This is a genomic window from Rhodococcus sp. 1168 (assembly GCF_002091955.1).
In the GTDB taxonomy this organism is placed as follows: domain Bacteria; phylum Actinomycetota; class Actinomycetes; order Mycobacteriales; family Mycobacteriaceae; genus Rhodococcoides.
On record NZ_MKKY01000079.1, the window covers coordinates 86,133 to 107,607 of the forward strand.

The window sequence follows — 21,475 nt, forward strand, 5'->3', positions numbered from 1 at the left end:
TACCCCCGGGGGTACTTGCATACCCCCCTCGGTATGTGCGACAGTGGAGCAACAGAGCCACCGCTGACCTGACCACTGCTGGTCGCATACCCCCACCCGTATAGGAGTAGCTGATGTCCGAGTCGGACACCGTTCCGGATTCACGTCGTGAATCGGAAGAACAACAGCACCGAAAGCCCGGCATACTCGGCCGACTGGGCAGCACCATGGTCACCCGTCGCAAGTGGGTGTTCGGAGTCTGGCTCATCGCTCTCGTCGCCCTCGGGTCCGCCGCGCCGTCTGTCTTCACCTCGCTCGCCGGAGCGGGATGGCAGGCCAACGGCTCCGAGTCCGTCCAGGTCCGCGAGCTAGCGCAAGAACACTTCGGCGGGAACTCCTCGGCTGCAGTGCAGGTCGTGGTGCATTCCGACACCGCGACGATCGACGACCCCGCAGTGCAGCAGACACTCGCCGCGGTGACCGGAGTCTTCGACGGCGACGCCCGGTTCGGCGAGATCATCGCCCCACAACCAGGCATGACGATCAGCCCCGACCAGCACACCGGCATCGTCATCGCCGGCGCCAATGCCAGCACCGACGACATGGTCAAAGCCGTCGACGACGTCAAAGAGGACCTGACCGCACTGTCCGGTGACGGCATCGAGGTCTACCCCACCGGATCATCCGCACTGTGGTCGGACTTCAACAAAGCCAACCACGACGCGATGATCCAGGCCGAATTGATCTCCTGGCCGGTCACTTTGGCGATCATGGTGCTCGCATTCGGCTCCCTCGTCGCCGCTGGCCTACCGTTGCTGCTGACCGTCGCCGGACTCGTCGCCTCCGCAGGTGGCCTCGTCCTGCTGAACCAGGTCACACCGATCTCGGTGTGGGCGATGAACTTCGCAATGATGTTCGCCCTCGCCCTCGGAATCGACTACGCCCTCTTCATCGTCGCCCGGTTCCGTGACGCCCTACGCAAGTCCGATCCGCGGGCCGCGGTCGCCGAAACCATGGACACCGCCGGTAAAGCCGTGGTGCTCTCCGGCCTGACCGTGCTGGTCAGCCTCAGCGCAGTCCTACTCGTCCCTGCCCCCGCGGTGCGGACGATGGCCGTCGGAATCATGCTCGCAGTGTTCTTCGTCCTTGTCGCCACCCTGACATTGCTGCCGGCGACGCTCGGCGCCCTCGGCCCCAAGGTCAACGCCGCTTCCCTGCCCTACGCCAAACGCCAAACGCATCGTTCACCGAAGTTCGCGGCCTGGGGCGAACTGCTCCACAAGCACCCCTGGCCGTTCGCAGTCGTCTCCGTCGGCATCTTGATCGCACTCGCATTGCCAGTCCTGGGGCTCAAGGTTGCGATGCCGTCCATCGCCGTCGTCCCCGAGGACGCACCCGTCCGCCAAGGCTACGAACTGGTCCAGACACAGTTCGGCGACGGAGCACCCGGCGCACTACAGATAGTCGTCGCCGACGCCGATGCCCAGCAGACCGCAACAGCGGCAGCAGGCGTCGACGGAATCGCCATGGTCACCCCACCCCAAACCGCCATGGACGGATCGGGATACTCACTGCTACAAGCACTTCCGACGGTCGATCCTTCGGATGAAGCGATGGGCACCATCCTCACCGACCTCCGCGCCGAACTACCGGAGTCCGCACTGGTCGGCGGCGCACCGGCGGAGAACCTGGACCTGCAGCAGGCCCTGAACGACTACCTGCCGCTGGTGATCGGCATCATCCTCGTCCTCGGCTTCATTCTGCTGCTCGTCGCACTGCAAGCTCCGTTGATCGCGGTGCTCGGTACCGTCGTCAGCTTGCTGTCCACCGCCGCCGCATTCGGTGTCGCGAAGCTGATCTTCCAGGACGGTCACGGCGCATCCCTGCTCGGCTTCACCCCACAGGGCTTCCTCGACGGCTGGGGACCGGTGTTCTTCTTTGCGATGATCTTCGCCATCGCCATGGATTACACCGTCTTCCTCCTCGCCACCGCGAAGGAGCACTACGAGAAGTCCGGTGACGCAAAGATCGCCCAGGTCGACGGCCTCGCCCACTCCGGTCGCGTCATCCTCGCGGCAGCAGCGGTCATGGTCGCGGTGTTCTTCACCTTCGCGCTCTCCGACCCGCTGCCACCGAAAGAAATGGGCATCATTCTCGGCGTCGCAGTCCTACTCGACGCAGTGCTGATCAGGCTCATCCTGCTCCCGGTGATGCTGCGCCTGACCGGCCACGCGGCCTGGTGGTCACCGGCATGGCTCCGCAAGGTTCTGCCGTCCATCAGCTTTTCCCACTGACATTTTTGTACAGAAGATCGGAGAGAAAAATGATCGACAAGTTCTCGGGCTGGCCCATCGAACGCACCGTTCCCGCCCTCGCGGCCGCCGTTGTCACCACCGGTCTGGTCCTCGGCGAAACCAGCTCCCCACGCTGGCGGTTCCTGAGCGCCTTCGCCGCAGCAAACCTGGGCCTCTACGCTGCAGTCGGATGGTGCCCGGCAAGCCTGCTCCTCTCCAAGGCCGGCGTGCCCAGTCTTCGTAACGCTCGAAACGGGTAGTCCTTTTACAAGGGCCGCTCACAACCGAAAGGAACCACTTATGAACATTGCACTATCGACCACATTGACCGATACCGACTTCGACACCGCCGTCACAAAAACCAAAGAGGCACTCTCCGCGCAAGGCTTCGGCGTCCTCACCGAAATCGACATGCAGGCCACCCTGAAAGCCAAGCTCGGCGAAGACATGGAGCAGTACCTGATCCTCGGCGCCTGTAACCCGAACCTCGCCCACCGCGCGGTCGGCGTCATGCCCCAGATCGGACTGCTGCTCCCCTGCAACGTCCTCGTCCGCGCCGACACCAACACCGCAGGATCGTTCCTCGTCGAGGCAATGAACCCTGCCATCATGGTCGAGGTCACCGGCGAAGCCGAACTGTCCTCCGTCGCACAGGAAGCGACGACCAAGCTGCAGGCAGCGATCTCCGCCCTCGGCGGCAAGAACTCCTGATCCAACCGACGGGGGCGGCCAGGTTCATCCTGGCCGCCCCCGTCTGCGTCCTAGGACGCAGGCACTACAGCTAGCGATCTGCGCGGCGGAGCGCGATGACGTTGTCGGTCACCGTGGCTCTCTGCCCGTCGGGTCCCGATGCGGTTCGCTGCGCTGCTTCGACGCGTATCGGTTGCCAGTGGTTCTCGTCGAGGCCGAGCTTTTCCAGGGTGTCCTGTGGTGTCGGGAACCGAACGTCGGGGTCTTGGTTCCAGGACCAGGGGGCAGTCGAAGCATGATCGACGATCAGAAGCAGACCCTGCATTGCGACGCTCTCTGCCGCTCTGCGGAGGACCTGCTCCCTGGGGATGTCGATCGGGGTGTGGGAGTACTGTGCGGACACCAGATCGAACGATCCGTTTGGCAGAGACTGCGATACGTCGCATTTCTCGAAGGTCACGTTGGCGGTGAGGCCCCGTTCAGCAGCTTGGGCGCGGGCGCGTTCGAGGACAGTGGCAGAAACATCGACCGCTGTGACCTTCCATCCTTTGCCTGCGAGCCAGAGTGCGTCCCCGCCTTCGCCGCAACCGATATCCAATACCGACCCCGGAGTCAGGTCGGCAGTGATATCGGCGAGCACGGCATTGGGTAGACCGCTCCATGGTCGAATGTTCCTCTGGTAGTGCGGTTCCCAGAAAGACTCGGACGCGGGGCGTGGGACGGTAGAGCCATCTTCATGTGTCGTCACTGTCATACCTTCGCTTCGGTGGAGAATCCATGACGTCGGGCGCCCAGAACTCGTTCGCACACTTCCGCTTCTGCCGCGGCGGAGAACACATCAGGTGCCGTCGGGGCAGTTCGCCTCTCGGCGACGGCGCGACGCACATCCTCGTCGAGGAGGCTCGCATTGATCGCCGCCGCTGCGGTGAAACCTGCCGCTGCCGAATTGATCACTCCGGCATACATATCGGTGACATTTCCGGCCACCCATACGCCGGGCACCTGCGTAGCTCCGCTCGAATCTGCGGCGAACACGGAGCCGAGGAGCGCCTCACCCGCTCGCTGTTCGGTTGGATTCAGTTCGAGTGACTCGAGCACCTCGGAGTGCGCGGAGAAAAGCGGCGCAACCACCAAGGCTTGGCAGGCGAGTGTGTCGCCTGACCCCAACCTGACACCCGTCATGCGGTCGTCGTCGACGAGCACGTCGGTGACGAGGCCGTCGATCACCGAGATTCCGCGGGCGGCGAGCGCTTCCCACTGCTCCTCGGTCGGTTCCGGAGCTGTGTGCAAAAACAAGGTGACATCATCACTGAGCTGACGGAACATCAGTGCCTGATGCACGGCGGCCGGCCCGGTACCGAGGACCCCGATGGCCTGGTCCCGCACTTCCCATCCATGGCAGTACGGGCAGTGCAGCACATCACGGCCCCACCGCTCACTCAGTCCAGCGATGTCGGGGAGTGTGTCGGTGAGTCCGGTGGCGACCAGAAGCTTACGGGCGCGCACCCTCTGCCCGTCGGTCAGATCGACTGCGAAGCCAGTCTCGGTGCGCTGGGCAGCAACAGCACTTCCGCAGATCACCGTACCGCCGTAGGACATCAGTTCGTCTCTACCGACAGCAGTCAACTCCGTCGCGGAGATGCCGTCCCGAGTCAGGAAATTGTGTACTCCTTCGGCGGGCGCGTTGCGGGGGTGTCCGGCATCGATGACGATCACCGAGCGTCGGGAACGCGCCAGTGTCACCGCTGCGCTCAAGCCGGCGGCACCACCACCGATCACTGCAACATCCCAGGTAAGGGATCTATTGTTCATGTCTTGTCCGGTCATTGTGCAAATATGAACTGCCCACATCCTCGGCGACAAGTTCTCTTGCTGAGCTGTCAAGATGAAGGCATGAACTCCGACATGAGCACCTACTTGGAGCAGACCATCAGCGCAGTCGGGCCCCGGCTACGGGTCCTGCGCAAACAACGAGAGACCACACTCGCCGACCTCTCCGCGGCCACCGGGATCTCCGAGAGCACCCTGTCTCGGTTGGAGTCGGGGCAGCGCCAACCCACCCTCGAGCAACTACTCGCACTGGCGAGGACGTACCGAATGCAGGTCGACGAACTGATCGGCGGCCCGTTGACAGGCGACCCGCGGGTTCACCTGCAGCCAGTGACCCGCTACGGGATGACATGGCTCCCGCTCACTCGCCGCGCCGGCGGAGTACAGGCGCACAAGCTCATCATCCCGGCGGCACGGTTCGGCGATACGCCGATACCTTCCTCCCACGAAGGGTACGAATGGCTGTACATACTCAACGGACGGGTCCGACTCGTTCTCGGCGACCAAGATCTGATACTCGTCCCCGGTGAAGCAGCCGAATTCGATACCCATGTCCCGCACTGGTTTTCCACCGCAGCCGACGCATCCGCCGAACTGATCATCCTCTTCGGCCAGCAAGGTGAGCGCGCACACCTTCGTGCCCGATCGGAGCAATGACGCCCGAGGAGATGACACAACCGCCCGGAACGCTGCTGCTCAGAGGGCGTCATCACCGCCTTCTATGCCCCCAGGGGTACTATGGAGGAACACCCAGCACAATCCGAAGGAGTCCGACATGAACGGCGACCAAGACAGCATCGCATTGGTACTCAACCGACTGCGACGCGCCCATGGCCAACTCGCCGGCGTGATCGGCATGATCGAAAACGGACGCGACTGCAAAGACGTTGTCACCCAGCTCGCCGCCGTCTCCCGCGCACTCGACAAAGCCGGATTCAAAATCGTCGCCACCGGCCTACGCGAATGCATCACCGGCGAGACCGCCGACAACACCGAACCGATGACCGAAGCCGAACTCGAGAAGCTCTTCCTCGCGCTGGCTTGATCGTCTGGAAGTGGCTGACGGGGCCCTCGCGGTACTGGTAGCAGTGGTGTGCTCAGTGATCCTCTCCACCTTCACGCCACCCGTCGTCCTCTTCCCGTCTACGCACTGACCTCTGCCGCCTTGCGGTTCCTGGGCGCACTATGACTCGTACTCGCACGGATCGGCTGGTTCCGCAGTTGCACCGGCCATAGTCGTGATCACAGCCGCACTCGTCTTGTTGTCCGTACCTTCGAAAGGCGCATTCGCGGTATCGAAGGGCATACTGGAAACCGTCGCCCAGGACTGCACGAAATCCACGGGCAGCCTCCGAATCGAGGCATGCGCGGTCCGTTCGGTCCGCCCCACCGACAGCGGATGCCTGTCCTTCATCGTGGGCGGCCTCATCGACTCGACCGGCTTGGCCTACCTACCCGACGGCGCGCCCTACCTCGGCGAAACGCGTCGCGACGGAGACATCGGTTACGAACAATACGATGGCGATTGATACCGGTTCGTTCAGTTATTCCGACCCGCGAGCCCGTGTTTCTGTGGGCCACAACCACAACTATTCGGCAACTCTGGTAATTCTAACTAGTGAATGGACTGGGGAATAGCTCGATACTTAGCGTCTGAACACCATCCACTCTTTTACACCACCCGAAACGGGCATATCGGTCCATTCTCAGTTTTCGCGCCAGCCGCATTTGTTCGCTACTCTCGAGAGGAATACACACCTCGAAGGGATCTCGCACCGTGGCGAAGCAAGTAATCTATGAATTGGTCGACGACATCGACGGCACAGCGATCGACGAGGGCGAAGGCGAATCGATCGAGTTCTCCCTCGACGGCGTCGACTACGTCATCGACCTGAAAACCAAGAACGCCAACGAATTCCGCAAGCGGCTCGAACTGTACGTCGGACACGCAACCCGCGTCGGCGGCCGCAAGCGCAAAGTAGCATCAGCCGGCGTCGCACCGAAGGCCGCATCTTCCTCGGCACCGACGACCAAACGCGACCCCGCTCAAACCCGTGCAATTCGCCAGTGGGCATCGGACGGCGGCTATGAGATCAACGATCGCGGACGCATTCCCGCCGACATCGTCGAAGCATACGAAACAGCAAACGCCAGCTAGATTCCGACGCGCCTGGCCTGCCTACTGGTCAGCCAGGTGCCTCGAGTCGGCATGACAAAGACCACAATTTCTATTTCGGTAGCCGTTGTTCGCGGGAATTGTTCGGTATTTGTGTGCTGACCCTGTTCGTTCGCCCCCGCCCCCATCGCTTCAATGGTCCACTCATACGATCAGATAACTCGAGGGCGCCATTCAAGCGATCAGGGGCCGGCCACGCGAAGCAGGTCAGCTCTTCGGGTACTTGTACAGGCCTTCTCCGGTGGAGATGCCCAGCTTTCCCTTGTCGATGTAGTTCTCCTTCAGGAAAGCAGCCAACCGTCGCTGATCTTCGTTGCCCTGAGAGGCGATGTTGTACGGCGTCGTGAGTCCGATGATGTCGTAGATCTGGCATGGGCCGAGCGGAGCGCCGGTTGCGATGCGCCACGTCTTGTCGATCATTTCCGGATCGGAGACTCCGTCGACGAGGAGGAGTCCGGCCGCGTCGAGGAACGGTACGAGGAGGGAATTGAGCACGTAGCCGGGCTGTTCCTTCTTCAGTTCGATCGGGACCATGCCGATTGCGGATGCAAAGTCGACGACTGTCCGGTACACCGCGGGGTCGGTCTTCGAGGTGCCCATCACCTCGGCGGTGTTGCGAACCCAGATCTGGTTGGCGAAGTGCAGGGCGAGGAACTTCTCCGGACGACCGGTGGAGTCCATGAAGTCGCTGGGAAGCAGCGTCGAAGAGTTCGTCGCGAAGATCGTGTGTTCGGGGGCGAAACCGCCGATCTTGGAGTAGGTATCGCGCTTGATCTCGAGGTCCTCGGGAACGGCCTCGATGACCAAGTCTGCGGCCTGTACAGCTTCCTCCAGGTTCGACGACAGAGTGATCCGCTCCAGCACGGCCTCTGCCTTGCCGTCGGCCGCACCCTCGACCTGCTGGGTATACACCTTGACCAGCTTGTCGAACTGCACCTTCGCCTTGGCCAACGCCTCGTCGTCGATGTCATATGCTACGACCGAAAATCCATGGTAGGCGGTCTGATACGCGATCTGCGACCCGAGAACGCCTGTCCCCAATACCGTCACGTTGGTGATGTCAGTCATCTGATGGTCTCCTCTGCAATTCATTCGTCATCGTTCACCGAGCGATGTCAAAGATTCACCGCGGGAGAGGGTGTGGCACACACACTTGCTCTCCTACGGAGTTCAGCCAGCTCTCAACATACGCCAGATTCTCGATCGAGGCCGAGCATCGAATGTTCGAGAGATCCGGCACGGATGCAATCGTCGGCGAAACTCTTTGTCCATCAACGTCACTAACAACAAGGCCGAGATTCGGATCATTCCGAATCGGGGGCATGACCGTTGACACACACGGACCATCGCGACGGGACGCCGGATACCGATTCGCGTCGCTGGCCTGGGACCTGGCGCAACACCCTGGAGCAGGCCCGACCGCACAGCGCGTCGTCGACCTCGCGGTCACGACCATGAGTTGCGTCGGCGCCGCGGTGACCACCCTTCGCGCCAACGGTCGGCTACGGATCATTGCGGCCAGCGATCGACGAACGGTCGCCGAGGCCGCCGAGGTCGCCGATCGCACAGGCCAGTCCGCCACCAAAGCCGTTCTTGCAACCAAGGGCACCATCGTGAACAATGATGTCGAGAACGATCCGCGGTGGGCACAGTATCGAGAACTGATGACCAAGCAGACTTCGATCCGGTCGACCGCGAGCTTCTATCTGATCCTCGGCGGCGTCGAGCTGGGTGTCATGGGCTTCTACAGCGCCCGCAAGGACTTCTTCACCGACGAGATCCTCTACGACTGCGCCATCTACGCCGACCACGCCGCCGTGGCACTGAAAAATGCCGACGCAGGCGACCGCAACGATCAGCTGTCGATGGCGGTGGACACCAACCGCGAAATCGGGATCGCCGTCGGGATAGTCATGAGCCGGTACAAGCTCACCCGGGACGCCGCGTTCGACATGCTGGTCGTGGCCTCCTCGCACACCAACCACAAGTTACGGGACGTCGCGGCCGAGACAGCCTCCACCGGGAACGTCCCGACCTGGCGGCCGAAAGCCCTCGCTCCATAGGTGCTGCGCGGGGCGCCTGACGACGGCGGTGTAGATCCCCGCCACCAATGCTGCGATCGCTGCCGCCCATCCGACGCGGGCATTGATTACGTCACCGGCGAGGCGGCCCTGGGCAATCCACATCAATCCCCAGACGATCCCGATCGTCGGCGCGAGAGCGCCCGAAGAGTACGTGGCCACCCCGACTGCCACCAGAGCTGCAAGGATCAGGACTGCCACTGCCCAGAAGGTGGCTCCGCCGGTGACGCCGAGGTAGACGAGCCATGCCGTCACGTTCGTGATGGTCGCCACGCACACCCAGCCGAGGTAGACGCCCATCATTCCGTCCGTGATCACCGCGTCCAGCCGGTTCTCGGGGCGCTGCTGCTGAAGGAGGACGAACACGCGGGCGAGGACCGCGAGCAGCGCTGCGATGACGAACACGCTCAGCCACAGCAGTCCCACCTGAATGGTCAGGATCCATGCGGCGTTGAGGAGCATGGACGCCGCAATCGGCAGTCGGAGGGGACGGTGGCGCTCGCTTCGCCCGGGCAGCGCCTGCCACACCGCGTACGCGAAGAATCCTGAGTAGATGACCGTCCAGATCGAAAATGCAGTCCCAGCAGGCGCGACGAGCGTAGACGTGGCGCTGAGCGCACCGCCTGCGGCTTCTGCGATGGGAGTGCCAACCCACGCACCCGAGCCGATGAACGAACCGATGACCGCCGCAATGGCGCTGACTATTACCCCGACCTTCATAACGGGTCAATGCTCGGATCGACCGTTCGCAAACGGGCATCAGGTACACAAGCGCTGCGCATTTTCATCGAATCTCCCGCGTCATGTTCGCCTAAGGGGAGCCCTGAGCGGCATTTCTGCTGGTCAATACGCTTGCGCGGCCGGGAGGTACGGGCCGGAGCCGCAGGTTTGCATCACGCCAGGTGAACGGTGGCCGTCGCCCGGTGTCCGAAGATGCGCTTGCCCTCGAAGGTCGCGCCCAGCGAAATCACTGCCGTACGACTGTCCGCGTCGAGCGATTTGATCTTGCCAGTGAACAGGATTTCCGCGGCGCGATGCGGGTCGACGGGTATCGGTGCAGTGAAGCGGACCGTGTAGTCCTTGACCGCGCCCGGATCACCCAACCATGACGTGATGTAGCCGCCGCCGAGCCCCATCGTCAACATCCCATGTGCCAAAACATTTTTCAGGTCGACGAGCTTGGCAAACCCATCGCTCCAGTGGATCGGGTTGGCGTCTCCGGCGACACCCGCATAGTTCACGAGATCGCCGCGAGTGAGTCGAAAGACCTTCTCCGGCAACATATCTCCCACAGTGACGTCTTCGAACTTCACCGAAGGTGCAGAGCGATGATCCACCAGCACGAGTGGCGGATGCTCCACCTGCTCCTCTTCCTCGTGCATGGTGGCGTTCTCACGCGCAGTCGACGGCGTAGCGCCGTGCATCACCAGATTTTCGGCGGCCTCCACGATGCCGGAGTCGACATCTCCGTCGCGGCCGATCAGGAGCGTCGTGTACGTGGTCTGTACGAGTTCGTTGCGTTGATTGGACACGATGTTCTTGGTGACCATCATGTCTTTGCCCATGACTTCTTTGTAGGAGTCGAGGGAGACGTCGCAGTACAGCTGATCGCCGGCGACGATCGGCTGGTGGAATTCGAGGATCTGATCGGTTTGCAGCATCTGCCCCAGGTCGAATCCGACTGCGATCTTCTCGAGCAACCGACGCTGCGCAAGGGTTCCGACCAAGGAGATGAAGGTCAGCGGCGCAGCCAAGCCGCTGTAGCCGAGAGCTTTGGCCGCGTCGGAGTCCCAGTGCACCGGGTTGAAATCCTGAACTGCGCGAGCGTACTCACGGACCTTCTCGCGTCCGACCTCGTAGAAGTCGCTCGCCCGGTAGTGCAGGCCCACCATGGCACGGACATGCTCCGCTGGATCGAAATTCTCAGAAGTTTTTCCAGTCATTTCTCGCAACATACCGGGCCGAGCGCCGGTAGTACACGTAGGACCGTGACCTTGTGGCAGTTCACAGCCTGCGTCAGGCGGTGCGATGCCGGGGAACGGCGTCGTAACTGTCCGGCTCGAATGGCGTGGCCGGGGGGATGCGTGTCACTGTGGTCAGTGCCCGCCGAGAGCGAGCACGCGATGCATCGGCGGCCAGCAACGCCGCCCCGTGTGCGGTCAGCGATTCCGGCATATCGGGCACGAGCACCGGCAGTCGAAGATCACGCCGAAAGACGCGGCGAAGCGAAGGGATATGTGCGCAGCCACCGACTATGACCAGCGCATTGACCGATTTCGGTGCGTCCACGATGGCACTGGCGGTCCAGTCCTCGATCGACCGTACCGAGCGGTCGACGATATCGTCGAAAGAGCTGCGCCACAACCGAACCGGTCCGCCGACGAACGGTCCGGTCACCTCCGCCACGCGCAGGCTCGACAACTGCTCACGAGCGAACCGAATGGCAACGCTGAGACTGGCTAGTGCCGAGGCGGATACCAACTCGTCGGCACCGTAGGTGGCAAGTAGGTAGTTGCGCACTGCCTCATCACACACCGATCCACCGAATCGAGTTGTGCGCTCCGAGCTGAAAACCTGACCGGTGGCGGGATCGGCAATCGACACGGTCGTCCCCGAAGCACCGACGTCGCAGAGTGCGACCGTGCGCAGACCCTCGAGCTGTCCACTGCCGCGCAGAAACCTCAGCTGAGCGCCGAGTTCGGAGACGACCATGAACCCATCGGCCTTGTGCATCGAATACGCCGAGGTCAGGGGCCTGCTCGCCGGATCGTCCGGGACAGCGAGAACGGTATCCGCGGCGTCAACATCTTGCACCTTCGCCATGGAGTCCAACAGGCCGAGAGCCGCGGCGACGTGCTCGAACGGCTCGAACAACCGCGCGACGTTGACCGATCGCACCGAATCGTCCGCTGTATCGAGAGCTGTAGCCCGGGCGGCCGAAGAGCCCACTGACACCCCAAGCACCGTTTTCATGGCTTCCTCGACTCCACTATGACTGACCAGATGTAGAGACCATAGCTGTGAAATCAGTCCGTGGGTAGGCTTCGGTGCCGTCGAAGATTCTTGAAGTATGTTTCGGTCCGTACGCGGCTACTCCGGAGTCGGCTCGGGCTCCTCAGCCGTCGTCGGTTGGGGCGCGATCGTGGTGGGCGTGGGGTCCAGGGTGGGCTCGACCGACGTTTCCACCGGCGGGTGGTCCACGTCCGTCGGTTCGACGCCGCCACCACCTGGAAATGTCGACGTGGCCGTAGGCACAGAGGTAGGCGCATTCGTCGCAGCCGGCGGAAGATATGGCCGTGGTCGTTCGACCCCTACGACAGGGGGTTGTAAACCATCGACGGGCGGAAGCAATTCTGGTCCGACGGCAGGGTCAACCACTGGATCCTGGACTGACGGCGGCACCTGTGCCGGAGGAACCGAATCATCTGCCGCCGGAGTCGACGTCGCGTACGGCGCATCCGGCGTATCGACCGAGTCGGCAGGGATGACCGTTCTGGTATCCACCGCAGGGTCCACCGTCATCGCCAACGCACTGACTCCCCCGAGCGCCGCCAACATCAAGGCGCCGACGGCAGCGACCTGCCAGATCCTGCGACGAGGACCGGACGCCGCCACGGTACGCCGGGCCGGACTCACCGGATCCAGTACGCCGACCAACAAGGCTGCAGCGACATCGAGCGGTAACCCGTCGACGAGGTGGGAATCGAAGATGTCGACGACGATCAGCGGCTGCGCCTCCGACGCAGCGACCGCGTCGATGACGACCTGGCACTGCATCACGTTCTCGCAGACAACGGCAGCACCGGTGACCGTGAGACCGCTCTGCAGAGCTTGAATTCTGGTCGATCCCAGTGCTGTGGCAACCGCCTGGCCGATACCGTCGGGCACTGCTTCGACCGACACGACGCGGGTAGCTACCGGCCCGAGCTCGGGTAGATCCGCGTCGACCAGGGACGCCGTCACCTCGAAGGTACTGACGTGCACGCCGAGAGCTATACGCACGACAGACCTCCCCCCTTCCCGTTTTCCCCGAAAATTTCTATTGCTCGAAAGGTTTTGTGTCCAAGAATACAGTCGCCTTCCAGTTTTTCGTTAGTTGTTCACACATCAATTTTCGACACTTCGGCCCGAGCAGCCTCGGCCGCCGCGACCTCCTGGGCATAGAGCACACCGAAAGTGAAGCCGTTCTCTCCCGGAGTCACCCCCGCCTTCCGTCCGAGCTCGAGCAGCTTCTGTGCAGCTACGACCGCATCCTGATGCTCGCCGAGCACTTCCTGGACCGCCTCGTATCGCTCGATCCGAACCTTTGCTTCCTTCTTCCCGACGATCGGCTTGACCAACTCGGCGGCGTACCTGGCACGCTTACCCGCCTTGCGGGCCCGGTGCAGTGCCTCATCGTCACCCCCAGCTACTGCTGCAGCAACGCGCCTACGCACCTTGCGTCCTGCCTTACGCGCAAGTCGATCGAGTTCTTCGGCATCGACGTCCTCAGCCCCTGCCGCTGCCGGGAATGCGCGCGAGAGGTCGCCGAGACTCGTCAGCAGGGCCCGGTAACGATCTCCGTCCAACTCCGTTGTGATGATCGCTCGGTGGCGAATCTGTTCGGCCAACAGATCATTCTCGATCCGCGCGGCAACCGGGCCCAGTACCAGCTCCGGCGCCAGCTCGTGCACCGCGTCGGACAAGCGGGAACGCAGCACCTGCCGATCCCTGACCTCACCGAGAAGTCCTGCATACCAAGCCAACTCGGAATCCAGCATCGAAGCAGTGTCCTCGTCGAACAAGGCACCGAAGACACGCAGTGTGCTCCGGTAGCGTCGAATCGCAACGCGCGTGGAATGGATCGGATCGAGTCCCCGACGCAGATACACATCGCCGGCGAAGATGGCCTGCGCCTGCTCGTCGAGGTAGTCGACCAGGACCGCGAGCTCCGGCACCTGAGTCTTCTCCAGGTTTACCGCCAACGCGCGATGCAGCTTCGACGGGTGTGTGCCCCGCTGAGCCCCGGCGGTGAGCAGCGTCTTACCGAAAAGCTTCAGCGTCGCTTCGGACCCCGCCGCACCCAACTCGACTTCCAGCTCGCGCCAGCGGTGGCCGGGGACGCCTTCGGCTTGGACGCCGACCGAATCGTCGGCGAGCTCGGCGAGGACGGATCCGTCCGAGGCAGTGAATACATGCCGTCGCCGCCTCGACGTCAGGGTGGCAACGGTGACCAACGGCTTACCGAGGGCGACGCCTGCGAGCACGCTCGCAAGCTCATCCGGGACCTGCGCGTCTTCACCGCTACCGAGTGGCAGCCGGATCTCGGTGCGTGCCTTGTCGGCGGGGACTTTCACGTGCCAGCCCGTGTCGGAGTCTCCGCGCCGACGCCGCAGCGTGATGCCGCGCCGGAGTAGATCGAGACCGGGTGTATCGAAGTAGCTGCTGATCAGCTCCACCTCCGATACGTCGATCGCTCCGCCTTTCGGAATCAGTTCGGTGAGGGAGGGAAGTACGAAGTCCGAGGTCGCGTCGTATTTGTCCTCGCGCTCGGTCTGTATCGAAGCCATGTCCGCCAGTGTGCCCGACAGGCCAGATCAGTCGACCGGTGACTGGACGAAGTTCAGGTACGCCTTCGACGGAGTCGGGCCTCGTTGCCCCTGGTACTTCGAACCGGTCGTCGCGCTGCCGTAGGGATGCTCGGCCGGGCTGGACAGCCGGAACAAACACAGTTGGCCGATTTTCATGCCGGGCCAGAGCGTGATCGGAAGGTTCGCCACGTTGGACAGCTCGAGGGTGATGTGGCCGCTGAAACCCGGGTCGATGAATCCGGCCGTCGAGTGCGTCAGCAACCCGAGGCGACCGAGCGAGCTCTTGCCTTCGAGTCGTCCCGCCAGGTAGTCGGGAAAGGTGGTCAGCTCTAGTGTCGAGCCGAGAACGAACTCCCCGGGATGCAATACGAACGGCTCGCCTTCGGCGGGTTCGACCAAGGTGGTCAGCTCGTCCTGCTGCTTCGACGGATCGATATGGGTATACCGAGTGTTGTTGAAAACGCGGAAGAGCTTGTCGAGACGTACATCGACACTCGACGGCTGAACCATCGAGTCGTCGAACGGCTCGATCCCCAAGTTGCCGGTGGACACTTCGGTACGGATATCGCGGTCGGAGAGCAGCACACCCCGCAGGCTATCGCGCCCACCGCTGAGGTTCGGTGGTGGCCGTGTGTCGAGCACCCCGCTTTCGTCACTTCATCTTGCCGAACAGCGGGACTTACACACCAAAATGATCAAGATCAACCTCGGATGGATTCGACTTCGGTTCTCGACACTGCGGTCAGGGAGCAGAAGACGAACATCGGCGTAGGTGATGCACTGGACGGTATGGTCCACTCGGGCTTACCCGGGGTGGGTTGTCGAGGCTGAAGTTCGAGGTCAAGGGGATGGGAATGCGCGACATACGAAGTTTCGACGCGCTCGTCACCGACGTCGCCTCGGACCTCATCGGTGTCGATGGGTCTTCGGTATCGACCGCATACACCCGAGTGCTACGCACGCTCGTCAAGTTCTTCGATGTCCACGCCGGATACCTTCGACACACCGACCACCGGAATCGATCGACGGTGATGATTGCCGAATGGCCTCCGAGACCCGATGCGCCCGAGCCCGATCCACTCGGCATCATCTATTTTGCCGACGCCGACGTGGTCTTCGCCGCGTGCGAACATCTGGTACACCCCAAGGTGTTCCGCCGACCAGTCGATGATGAGGAACTTCACCTGCGGATCGAAGCAGCCTTCGGATACACCGTCGCCTCCATGGCGGTAGTTCCTCTCGTCCAAGAGAAGTCGATCGGATGGGTCGGCCTCATCAAAAGCCACGACCGCACGTGGTCCGAGGGCGAAATCAACGCACTCGTCGCCATCGCGTCGATGCTCACGCAGGTTCACGCCCGCATCCGGGCCGAGGAATCGCTGCGTCTCGCCGCCGAAAGCGACGCCCTGACCGGGCTGGCGAATCGGAGAAAGTGCACCGATGACCTTCGCCGCCGCCTTTCCTCCGGCACCGGACCTCTCACCCTGCTGTTTCTCGATCTGGATCGACTCAAAGCACTCAACGATTTCTACGGCCACTCGGCAGGCGACGAATATCTCCGCGCGCTGGCCGACACCCTCAGAGCAGTCCTCGCACCGGAAGCCACCATCGCCCGATGGGGTGGGGACGAGTTCGTCGTCGTCATGCAACCCTCGATGCTCGACGGCAAACCGACGTCGCCGTACAACCTGGCGCTACGAGTCCTCGACGCAGTGGCCGCTACGCGGGTAACGATCGCCGGCGACGAAATTACTCGCACCGCAAGTATCGGCGTCACCACCGTGACCCCTGGCGTGGGAAGCGTCGACGACGTTATCGCCAATGCCGATCAGGCTGCGCTGGTAGCCAAGCATCGGGGCGGAAACAGTGCCGTACTGTTCGATTCGACCATCCGCGCGAATACCGCACTGCGTAACGACGTCGAACTCCATCTCCAGGCTGCCATTTCGAATGGCGATCTCGTGCTGCACTTCCAACCCGAGGTCGATCTCAGAACCGGTGAAATCACCGCCGTCGAGGCACTCGTGCGTTGGCAACACCCCACTAGAGGGCTCCTTCCCCCGAGCGACTTCATCGATATCGCGGAGTCCTCGGAACTCGCAACCGGACTGGGCCGATGGGTGCTCGTGGACGCTGTACGCGCATACTCCGACTGGGCATCTCGCATCCCCGGCCTCGACATCGTGCTGCGCGTGGACATCTCACCCGCGCAGCTCCTCGCCACCGAGTTCGTCACCGTCGTCGCGCAAGCACTCGACGACGGTTGCGTACCGCCGACCGGACTGTGTCTGGAGATAACCGAAAACGCTGTCCTGCAAGATACTGGCCAGACTGCCAAGATTCTGACCACGCTCCGCGAGCTGGGTGTCGGTATCGCGATCGACGACTTCGGCACCGGATTCAGCTCTCTCGCACACCTGAAGGTGCTGCCGTTGGATGCCCTCAAAATCGATGGCGAGTTCGTGAAAAATCTCGATTCCGACACCAACGATCAAGCGATCGTCAGAGCCATAGCAAACCTCGCCGCAGCCTTCGGGCTCGAACTGCTCGCCGAGGGTGTCGAGACCGAGGCCGCGAAATCAGCGTTGCTGGCCGTGGGTTGTGATCGGGCGCAGGGCTATCTGTTCTCGCGGCCGGTACCGGAAGCGGAGATGCTCGAGATGTTGGCGCGGGGAGCCATCCACTGACCACTCCAGGCTCGATCGACCACAGTGGGTTAAAGTCTCGTTAGCCGGGGGGCCGGAGGCAGGAGAGGGCACTGAATCGACGCCGAGACCTCGATGTCGTCGTAACCGACGTCGCGACTACCCTCATGCGCGTGGACGCCGAATCGGCCCACGAGACATATCCATCGATCCTCCGCGGCCTGGCCTTCGAACTGGAACTCGAGTCGGCGTTTCTACGCTTGACCGATATCGATACTCGGACAAGCATTCTCGTAGCCGAATGGCCGCCGAAAATCGGAATAACCTACCCGGACCAGTCGACGGTCGCGTACCGGGACGGCCCAGATCCGATCCTCGCTCTCGCCGCAACGATGAAGGACGTCACCGTAGTGTCCACGGCCGGAGACTACGCGGAACAACTCGACGGGCTTGCACCCGAGAAGGTTCCGCTCGTGGTGATCCCCCTGGTCGCCGGAGGCGTCGACGTGGGGGTCCTCGGCTTCGCCAAGACTGCCGGGCGCATCTGGACCGAGTGCGAATTGAGCTCGCTGCGATCGGTTGCTTTGTTGATGACACAGCTGCAGGCGCGAGTGGACGCGGAGAACCGTTCCCGTTTCGCAGCCACGCACGACGAACTCACCGGGATGTCGAACCGCAGAGCGCTGTTGAATCATCTGAGCGCGCGCCTGGAGGAACCCGGCTGCGGCCCGGTGGCAGTGCTGTTTCTCGACCTCGACCAGCTGAAGTCTTTGAACGACTTCCTCGGCCATTCGACCGGCGACGAATACATCCGTGACGTCGCCGAGACAGTGCGCAGAGATCTTGGATCCAAGGATGTGATCGCCCGCTTGGGGGGCGACGAGTTCGTCGTCGTACTCGCAGGCCCGACAGACGAATTCATCGCCAACTTGGCAGCCGAAGCGATACTGATGGCAATCGACGGGATCGATATGCCCCTCGCCGATCTGCGTCGGCGTGCCCGGATCGGCATCATGATGGCCCAACCCGGTCGCATCACGGCTGAACGTGCCTTACGGTGCGCGGACCAGGCTGCGCTCATCGCGAAGATCGGCGGTACCGACAACATCGAGCACTTCACCGAATCGGTGCGGGCACAGAGCGAGCTGCGAAGCGACGTCGAAGTGCACTTGCGTGACGCGATCGAAGGCGACGCCCTCGTTCTGCATTACCAACCCGAAGTCGACCTCGACAGCGGACAGATCACCGCGGTGGAAGCTCTCGTCCGCTGGCAACACCCGGTGCGCGGACTTCTGCCGCCGAGCGCATTCATCCCCGTCGCCGAAGCGACCAACCTCGCACCGGAATTGGGGCGGTGGGTGGTGGACAGAGCGTGCCGCACGTTGTCCGAATGGCAGTCGACGTTGCCGTCCCTCGATATCTCCATGCGCGTCAACGTCTCCCCGGCGCAGCTCGTAGAACGCGATTTCGTCGGAACCGTCGAGGCAGTACTTCGGCGATACGGGGTCGAAGGCCCACAATTGTGCCTCGAGATCACCGAGGTCGCCGTCGTCAACGACGTGGACCGCACCCGAAAGACGCTCTTCGGCCTGCACCAACTGGGCGTTCGCATCGCCATCGACGATTTCGGAACCGGTTACAGCGCACTGTCACAGCTGAAGGAACTCGAAGTCGATGCGCTCAAGATCGACCGCTCCTTCGTCACCGACCTCGGAGCAGGCGACGCCAACGACCTCGCCATCGTCGAATCCGTCGTCGGGCTCGCCGACGCCTTCGGCCTCGATGTCATCGCAGAAGGCGTCGAGACCACCGCGGCGGTCGATGTCCTCCAGGCGCTCGGTTGCACGCGGGCGCAGGGGTACCTCATTTCCCGTCCGGTGCCCGCTGCCGAGACGCTCGAGCTCCTTCGCGCCGGGACCATCGAGTTCTGACTGCCGCCGGCGGCTGCTAGAGTATGTCCGCGTGGCCTCAGGGCTGCCAAGCCGGTGTAGTTCATTGGTAGAATGCGACCTTCCCAAGGTTGAGAGGCGGGTTCGATTCCCGTCACCGGCTCAATTGCGACCACAACCCAAACAGGATAAAACCTGATTTCGGCTCGATAAACGAGATTTCTGTCCGAAACATCTTCGGACAATAACCCCCGAATCACGTATTTGATCTTTTTTCCCGTTCACCCCGTTGATATCCACTCCTTCGTGCTAAAACTTCTGACGTGCCTGTTGTTTCCCCCGACAATTGCCATGACAGGAATAGAGCATGAACTGGATCGCATTATTGTTGTCCGCATTGATGTGGACGCCCGGGGCACCCCCTGCCCCCACTCCCACCCCGACTCCAACCCCGACTACGCCGGTTCCGACCACGACCACGACCACTCCCCCTCCCGCGCCACCGGTACAAGGTGGAGTGCTGTGGGAAGACTCGTTCAACGGCACCGGAGCCGTGGACGCCAGCAAGTGGACATTCCAAACCGGCAGGTGGGGTGCAAGTTCCGGCGAACAGCAGTACTACACCAACTCGACGTCCAACGCGTCGATGAGCAATGGCGCCCTGCAGATCACCGCTCGGCGCGAGAATCCACCCGACGGGGTGCGCGCACCCGACAACATCACGAGCGCACGCGTCGTAAGCTTCGGAAAACAATCCGTAACCCCGCCGGTTCGAATAGAAGCATCCATAAAGATGCCAAGAGCCGCTGGATTACTTCCGGCATTCTGGTTATTGGGCTTGGAACCGGGACATGAATACGATTGGCCGCGTCAGGGTGAAATCGACATCGTAGAAATTCCAGGAACCAATGGCCCATCCTTCAATCTGCATGGTCCATCGCGCAGCAATTCTTCGGTGGACGTCAAAGCCGGCGGCGACACCGCTCCCCTGTCCGACGCTTTTCACACCTACCGCGTCGACTGGATGACCGACAGGATCACCTGGTTCATCGACGGGGTAGCCAAGTATTCGCTGACCAAGGCCCAGTACGAAGCGAAGGGCGGCAACTGGACTCCGTTCTCGGGCGCCTTCCCGCACTACGTGCTTCTCAACGTGGCAGTCGGCAACAACTGGGTAGGTAAGGTCCCCGCCTCGACGCCGTTCCCGCAGACGATGAGTGTCGACTGGATCAAAGCGAGCCGAATTTCCTGACCACGGTCACGTTTGTGACCCATCCCACCAACTACCCCCGCTCATTGGGACATAACACACAATTGGGCATAGCATCCAGAAAGGAAGTAACCAAAGTCGAGGTGTGGCATGAAATTTCGTCTCGCGCTGAGCTTCAGCGCTGTCTGTGTTGCCTGCTCCGTAGCGGGAATGGGAATCGCGTCGGCTGCGCCGGTGATCCCGACGACACCGGGTCCGGGTCAATCCAACCACGCTGATGCGATCAGATACTCCGCGGAGAATTCCGAAGCTGTCCCACCGGGGGTCAATGATCTCGAATGTGTTCCTATGCCCGAGCACTCGGAACCGGTGATCCTGGTCCACGGAACCGATGCCACGGCATACTCCGACTGGGCCGGTCTCGGGCCGATGCTGAAAGCTGCGGGGTACTGCGCGTACGCGTTGAACTACGGTGCGTCACCGGACGGGACGAGCTACGGCTTCAGCGACATCGGCGGCAGCGCAGAACAACTGAAAGAGTTCACCGATTCGGTACTCGCCTCGACGGGCGCAACTTCGGTGAACCTCGTCGGTTACTCCCAGGGCGCTGCGGTCACCCGCTACTACACCAACCGCCTGGGCGGGGACGCCGTGGTGGACAAGTGGATCGGCATCGCCTCACCTACCTACGGCGGCACTGCATACGGCACCTCCCCTGTACTGCAAGCAGTTCCGGGTGGAACGAAACTGGTCGCCGGTAAGTTCGGGCCGGCACTCGTCGAACTACTGCAGGGTTCGGACTTTCTGAACCAACTCAATGACGGCGGCGACACCGTCCCCGGCGTCGAGTACACCAGCATCGCCACACGTGTCGACGAGACGATCCAGCCCTATACCAATGCGCTGCTTCGTGACCCCGGTGCCACCAACATCGTGATCCAGGACGTCTGCCCGCAGGACAACGTCGCACACTTCACCTTCACCTACGATCCGACCGCCATCGGGCTCGTCCTCGCCGCCCTCGACCCGTCCGCCGGGATCGTCGCACCCTGCGGTCCGGTCCCACTCGGTGCCGGAATTCTCGACGTCGTCATCGCGAGCAACCAGTAAA

21 protein-coding genes and 1 tRNA gene are annotated in these 21,475 nt (G+C 62.3%); 13 read left to right on the forward strand and 9 right to left on the reverse strand.

The annotated features are described in order from the left end of the window. Positions 1–206 precede the first annotated feature (206 nt). The 3 genes from BJI47_RS18040 to BJI47_RS18050 are packed head-to-tail and all read left to right on the forward strand — an operon-like array spanning position 207 to position 2,984. Positions 207–2,273, forward strand: a complete 2,067-nt coding sequence (locus tag BJI47_RS18040; RefSeq protein WP_254900687.1) for an MMPL family transporter — start codon at positions 207–209, stop codon at positions 2,271–2,273. Positions 2,274–2,302: 29 nt separating this feature from the next. Continuing rightward, a complete protein-coding gene (locus tag BJI47_RS18045) occupies positions 2,303–2,533 on the forward strand; it encodes a YgaP-like transmembrane domain (protein ID WP_088945035.1) in 231 nt (76 codons plus the stop codon). 40 nt (positions 2,534–2,573) lie between these two features. Next, entirely contained in the window at positions 2,574–2,984 is a 411-nt protein-coding gene (locus BJI47_RS18050; protein ID WP_088945036.1) for a DUF302 domain-containing protein, read from the forward strand. Between the two features lie 70 nt (positions 2,985–3,054). On the opposite strand, the gene BJI47_RS18055 is transcribed toward BJI47_RS18050, so the two are convergent. After that, a complete protein-coding gene (locus tag BJI47_RS18055) occupies positions 3,055–3,711 on the reverse strand; it encodes a class I SAM-dependent methyltransferase (protein WP_254900673.1) in 657 nt (218 codons plus the stop codon). 2 nt (positions 3,712–3,713) lie between these two features. Next, positions 3,714–4,790 carry an NAD(P)/FAD-dependent oxidoreductase gene (locus tag BJI47_RS18060; protein WP_254900674.1) on the reverse strand — a complete coding sequence of 359 codons (1,077 nt, stop codon included), beginning with the start codon at positions 4,788–4,790 and terminating at the stop codon, positions 3,714–3,716. A gap of 78 nt (positions 4,791–4,868) precedes the next feature. Here BJI47_RS18060 and BJI47_RS18065 point away from each other — a divergent pair, with 78 nt between their 5' ends. The 4 genes from BJI47_RS18065 (at position 4,869) to BJI47_RS18080 (ending at position 6,951) form a co-directional block, all read left to right on the forward strand. Beyond that, complete coding sequence (locus BJI47_RS18065; RefSeq protein WP_088945039.1) at positions 4,869–5,450, forward strand: helix-turn-helix domain-containing protein; 582 nt, start codon at positions 4,869–4,871, stop codon at positions 5,448–5,450. Between the two features lie 118 nt (positions 5,451–5,568). Continuing rightward, the gene (locus BJI47_RS18070) at positions 5,569–5,838 is read left to right on the forward strand and encodes a metal-sensitive transcriptional regulator (protein ID WP_084347360.1); all 270 of its coding nucleotides are present in this window, start codon (positions 5,569–5,571) and stop codon (positions 5,836–5,838) included. Between the two features lie 193 nt (positions 5,839–6,031). Then, positions 6,032–6,322: a hypothetical protein gene (locus BJI47_RS24775; RefSeq protein WP_254900675.1), complete on the forward strand. Its 291-nt coding sequence runs from the start codon at positions 6,032–6,034 to the stop codon at positions 6,320–6,322. A 248-nt stretch (positions 6,323–6,570) separates the two neighbouring features. Continuing rightward, positions 6,571–6,951, forward strand: a complete 381-nt coding sequence (locus tag BJI47_RS18080; protein WP_088945040.1) for an Lsr2 family protein — start codon at positions 6,571–6,573, stop codon at positions 6,949–6,951. A 225-nt stretch (positions 6,952–7,176) separates the two neighbouring features. On the opposite strand, the gene BJI47_RS18085 is transcribed toward BJI47_RS18080, so the two are convergent. Then, a complete protein-coding gene (locus BJI47_RS18085) occupies positions 7,177–8,037 on the reverse strand; it encodes a 3-hydroxyacyl-CoA dehydrogenase (RefSeq protein WP_088945041.1) in 861 nt (286 codons plus the stop codon). Positions 8,038–8,291: 254 nt separating this feature from the next. Between BJI47_RS18085 and BJI47_RS18090 the strand changes: the two genes are divergently transcribed. After that, positions 8,292–9,032, forward strand: coding sequence for a GAF and ANTAR domain-containing protein (locus BJI47_RS18090; protein WP_176224948.1), 741 nt, complete (start codon positions 8,292–8,294; stop codon positions 9,030–9,032). Here the strand turns inward: BJI47_RS18090 and BJI47_RS18095 are convergent. The 6 genes from BJI47_RS18095 to dcd all read right to left on the reverse strand — a co-directional run bounded on the left by BJI47_RS18095 (position 8,958) and on the right by dcd (position 15,205). Further along, positions 8,958–9,770, reverse strand: a complete 813-nt coding sequence (locus BJI47_RS18095; RefSeq protein ID WP_254900676.1) for a TspO/MBR family protein — start codon at positions 9,768–9,770, stop codon at positions 8,958–8,960. The two genes, BJI47_RS18090 and BJI47_RS18095, sit on opposite strands and share 75 nt — an antisense overlap. Positions 9,771–9,943: 173 nt before the next feature. Next, positions 9,944–10,993 (reverse strand): fused (3R)-hydroxyacyl-ACP dehydratase subunits HadA/HadB, encoded by a 1,050-nt coding sequence (locus BJI47_RS18100; protein ID WP_088945043.1) that lies wholly within the window; start codon positions 10,991–10,993, stop codon positions 9,944–9,946. A gap of 73 nt (positions 10,994–11,066) precedes the next feature. Then, on the reverse strand, positions 11,067–12,023 hold the full coding sequence (locus BJI47_RS18105) for an Hsp70 family protein (protein ID WP_125458754.1): 957 nt from the start codon (positions 12,021–12,023) through the stop codon (positions 11,067–11,069). Positions 12,024–12,140: 117 nt separating this feature from the next. Continuing rightward, complete coding sequence (locus tag BJI47_RS18110; RefSeq protein ID WP_088945044.1) at positions 12,141–13,052, reverse strand: hypothetical protein; 912 nt, start codon at positions 13,050–13,052, stop codon at positions 12,141–12,143. Between the two features lie 98 nt (positions 13,053–13,150). Continuing rightward, positions 13,151–14,599: a CYTH and CHAD domain-containing protein gene (locus BJI47_RS18115; RefSeq protein ID WP_088945045.1), complete on the reverse strand. Its 1,449-nt coding sequence runs from the start codon at positions 14,597–14,599 to the stop codon at positions 13,151–13,153. 27 nt (positions 14,600–14,626) lie between these two features. After that, complete coding sequence (gene dcd, locus BJI47_RS18120; protein ID WP_088945046.1) at positions 14,627–15,205, reverse strand: dCTP deaminase; 579 nt, start codon at positions 15,203–15,205, stop codon at positions 14,627–14,629. Between the two features lie 269 nt (positions 15,206–15,474). Between dcd and BJI47_RS18125 the strand changes: the two genes are divergently transcribed. The 5 genes from BJI47_RS18125 to BJI47_RS18145 all read left to right on the forward strand — a co-directional run bounded on the left by BJI47_RS18125 (position 15,475) and on the right by BJI47_RS18145 (position 21,474). Continuing rightward, on the forward strand, positions 15,475–17,307 hold the full coding sequence (locus BJI47_RS18125) for a bifunctional diguanylate cyclase/phosphodiesterase (protein ID WP_088945131.1): 1,833 nt from the start codon (positions 15,475–15,477) through the stop codon (positions 17,305–17,307). A 125-nt stretch (positions 17,308–17,432) separates the two neighbouring features. Continuing rightward, positions 17,433–19,196 (forward strand): bifunctional diguanylate cyclase/phosphodiesterase, encoded by a 1,764-nt coding sequence (locus BJI47_RS18130; RefSeq protein WP_088945047.1) that lies wholly within the window; start codon positions 17,433–17,435, stop codon positions 19,194–19,196. A 50-nt stretch (positions 19,197–19,246) separates the two neighbouring features. Next, positions 19,247–19,317 (forward strand) — tRNA-Gly (locus tag BJI47_RS18135). 204 nt (positions 19,318–19,521) lie between these two features. Continuing rightward, positions 19,522–20,406: a glycoside hydrolase family 16 protein gene (locus BJI47_RS18140; RefSeq protein ID WP_254900677.1), complete on the forward strand. Its 885-nt coding sequence runs from the start codon at positions 19,522–19,524 to the stop codon at positions 20,404–20,406. Between the two features lie 108 nt (positions 20,407–20,514). Further along, positions 20,515–21,474: a triacylglycerol lipase gene (locus tag BJI47_RS18145; protein WP_088945048.1), complete on the forward strand. Its 960-nt coding sequence runs from the start codon at positions 20,515–20,517 to the stop codon at positions 21,472–21,474. Position 21,475 lies beyond the last annotated feature (1 nt).

What these genes read in the sequence shown, in the direction of transcription:
- BJI47_RS18040 (WP_254900687.1), top strand. Translation starts at nt 207, where the DNA reads ATGGTCACCCGTCGCAAGTGGGTGTTCGGAGTCTGGCTCATCGCTCTC.
- BJI47_RS18045 (WP_088945035.1), top strand. Translation starts at nt 2,303, where the DNA reads ATGATCGACAAGTTCTCGGGCTGGCCCATCGAACGCACCGTTCCCGCC.
- BJI47_RS18050 (WP_088945036.1), top strand. Translation starts at nt 2,574, where the DNA reads ATGAACATTGCACTATCGACCACATTGACCGATACCGACTTCGACACC.
- BJI47_RS18060 (WP_254900674.1), bottom strand. Translation starts at nt 4,790, where the DNA reads ATGACCGGACAAGACATGAACAATAGATCCCTTACCTGGGATGTTGCA.
- BJI47_RS18065 (WP_088945039.1), top strand. Translation starts at nt 4,869, where the DNA reads ATGAGCACCTACTTGGAGCAGACCATCAGCGCAGTCGGGCCCCGGCTA.
- BJI47_RS18070 (WP_084347360.1), top strand. Translation starts at nt 5,569, where the DNA reads ATGAACGGCGACCAAGACAGCATCGCATTGGTACTCAACCGACTGCGA.
- BJI47_RS18085 (WP_088945041.1), bottom strand. Translation starts at nt 8,037, where the DNA reads ATGACTGACATCACCAACGTGACGGTATTGGGGACAGGCGTTCTCGGG.
- BJI47_RS18090 (WP_176224948.1), top strand. Translation starts at nt 8,292, where the DNA reads ATGACCGTTGACACACACGGACCATCGCGACGGGACGCCGGATACCGA.
- BJI47_RS18095 (WP_254900676.1), bottom strand. Translation starts at nt 9,770, where the DNA reads ATGAAGGTCGGGGTAATAGTCAGCGCCATTGCGGCGGTCATCGGTTCG.
- BJI47_RS18100 (WP_088945043.1), bottom strand. Translation starts at nt 10,993, where the DNA reads ATGACTGGAAAAACTTCTGAGAATTTCGATCCAGCGGAGCATGTCCGT.
- BJI47_RS18105 (WP_125458754.1), bottom strand. Translation starts at nt 12,023, where the DNA reads ATGAAAACGGTGCTTGGGGTGTCAGTGGGCTCTTCGGCCGCCCGGGCT.
- BJI47_RS18115 (WP_088945045.1), bottom strand. Translation starts at nt 14,599, where the DNA reads ATGGCTTCGATACAGACCGAGCGCGAGGACAAATACGACGCGACCTCG.
- BJI47_RS18125 (WP_088945131.1), top strand. Translation starts at nt 15,475, where the DNA reads ATGCGCGACATACGAAGTTTCGACGCGCTCGTCACCGACGTCGCCTCG.
- BJI47_RS18130 (WP_088945047.1), top strand. Translation starts at nt 17,433, where the DNA reads ATGCGCGTGGACGCCGAATCGGCCCACGAGACATATCCATCGATCCTC.
- BJI47_RS18140 (WP_254900677.1), top strand. Translation starts at nt 19,522, where the DNA reads ATGAACTGGATCGCATTATTGTTGTCCGCATTGATGTGGACGCCCGGG.
- BJI47_RS18145 (WP_088945048.1), top strand. Translation starts at nt 20,515, where the DNA reads ATGAAATTTCGTCTCGCGCTGAGCTTCAGCGCTGTCTGTGTTGCCTGC.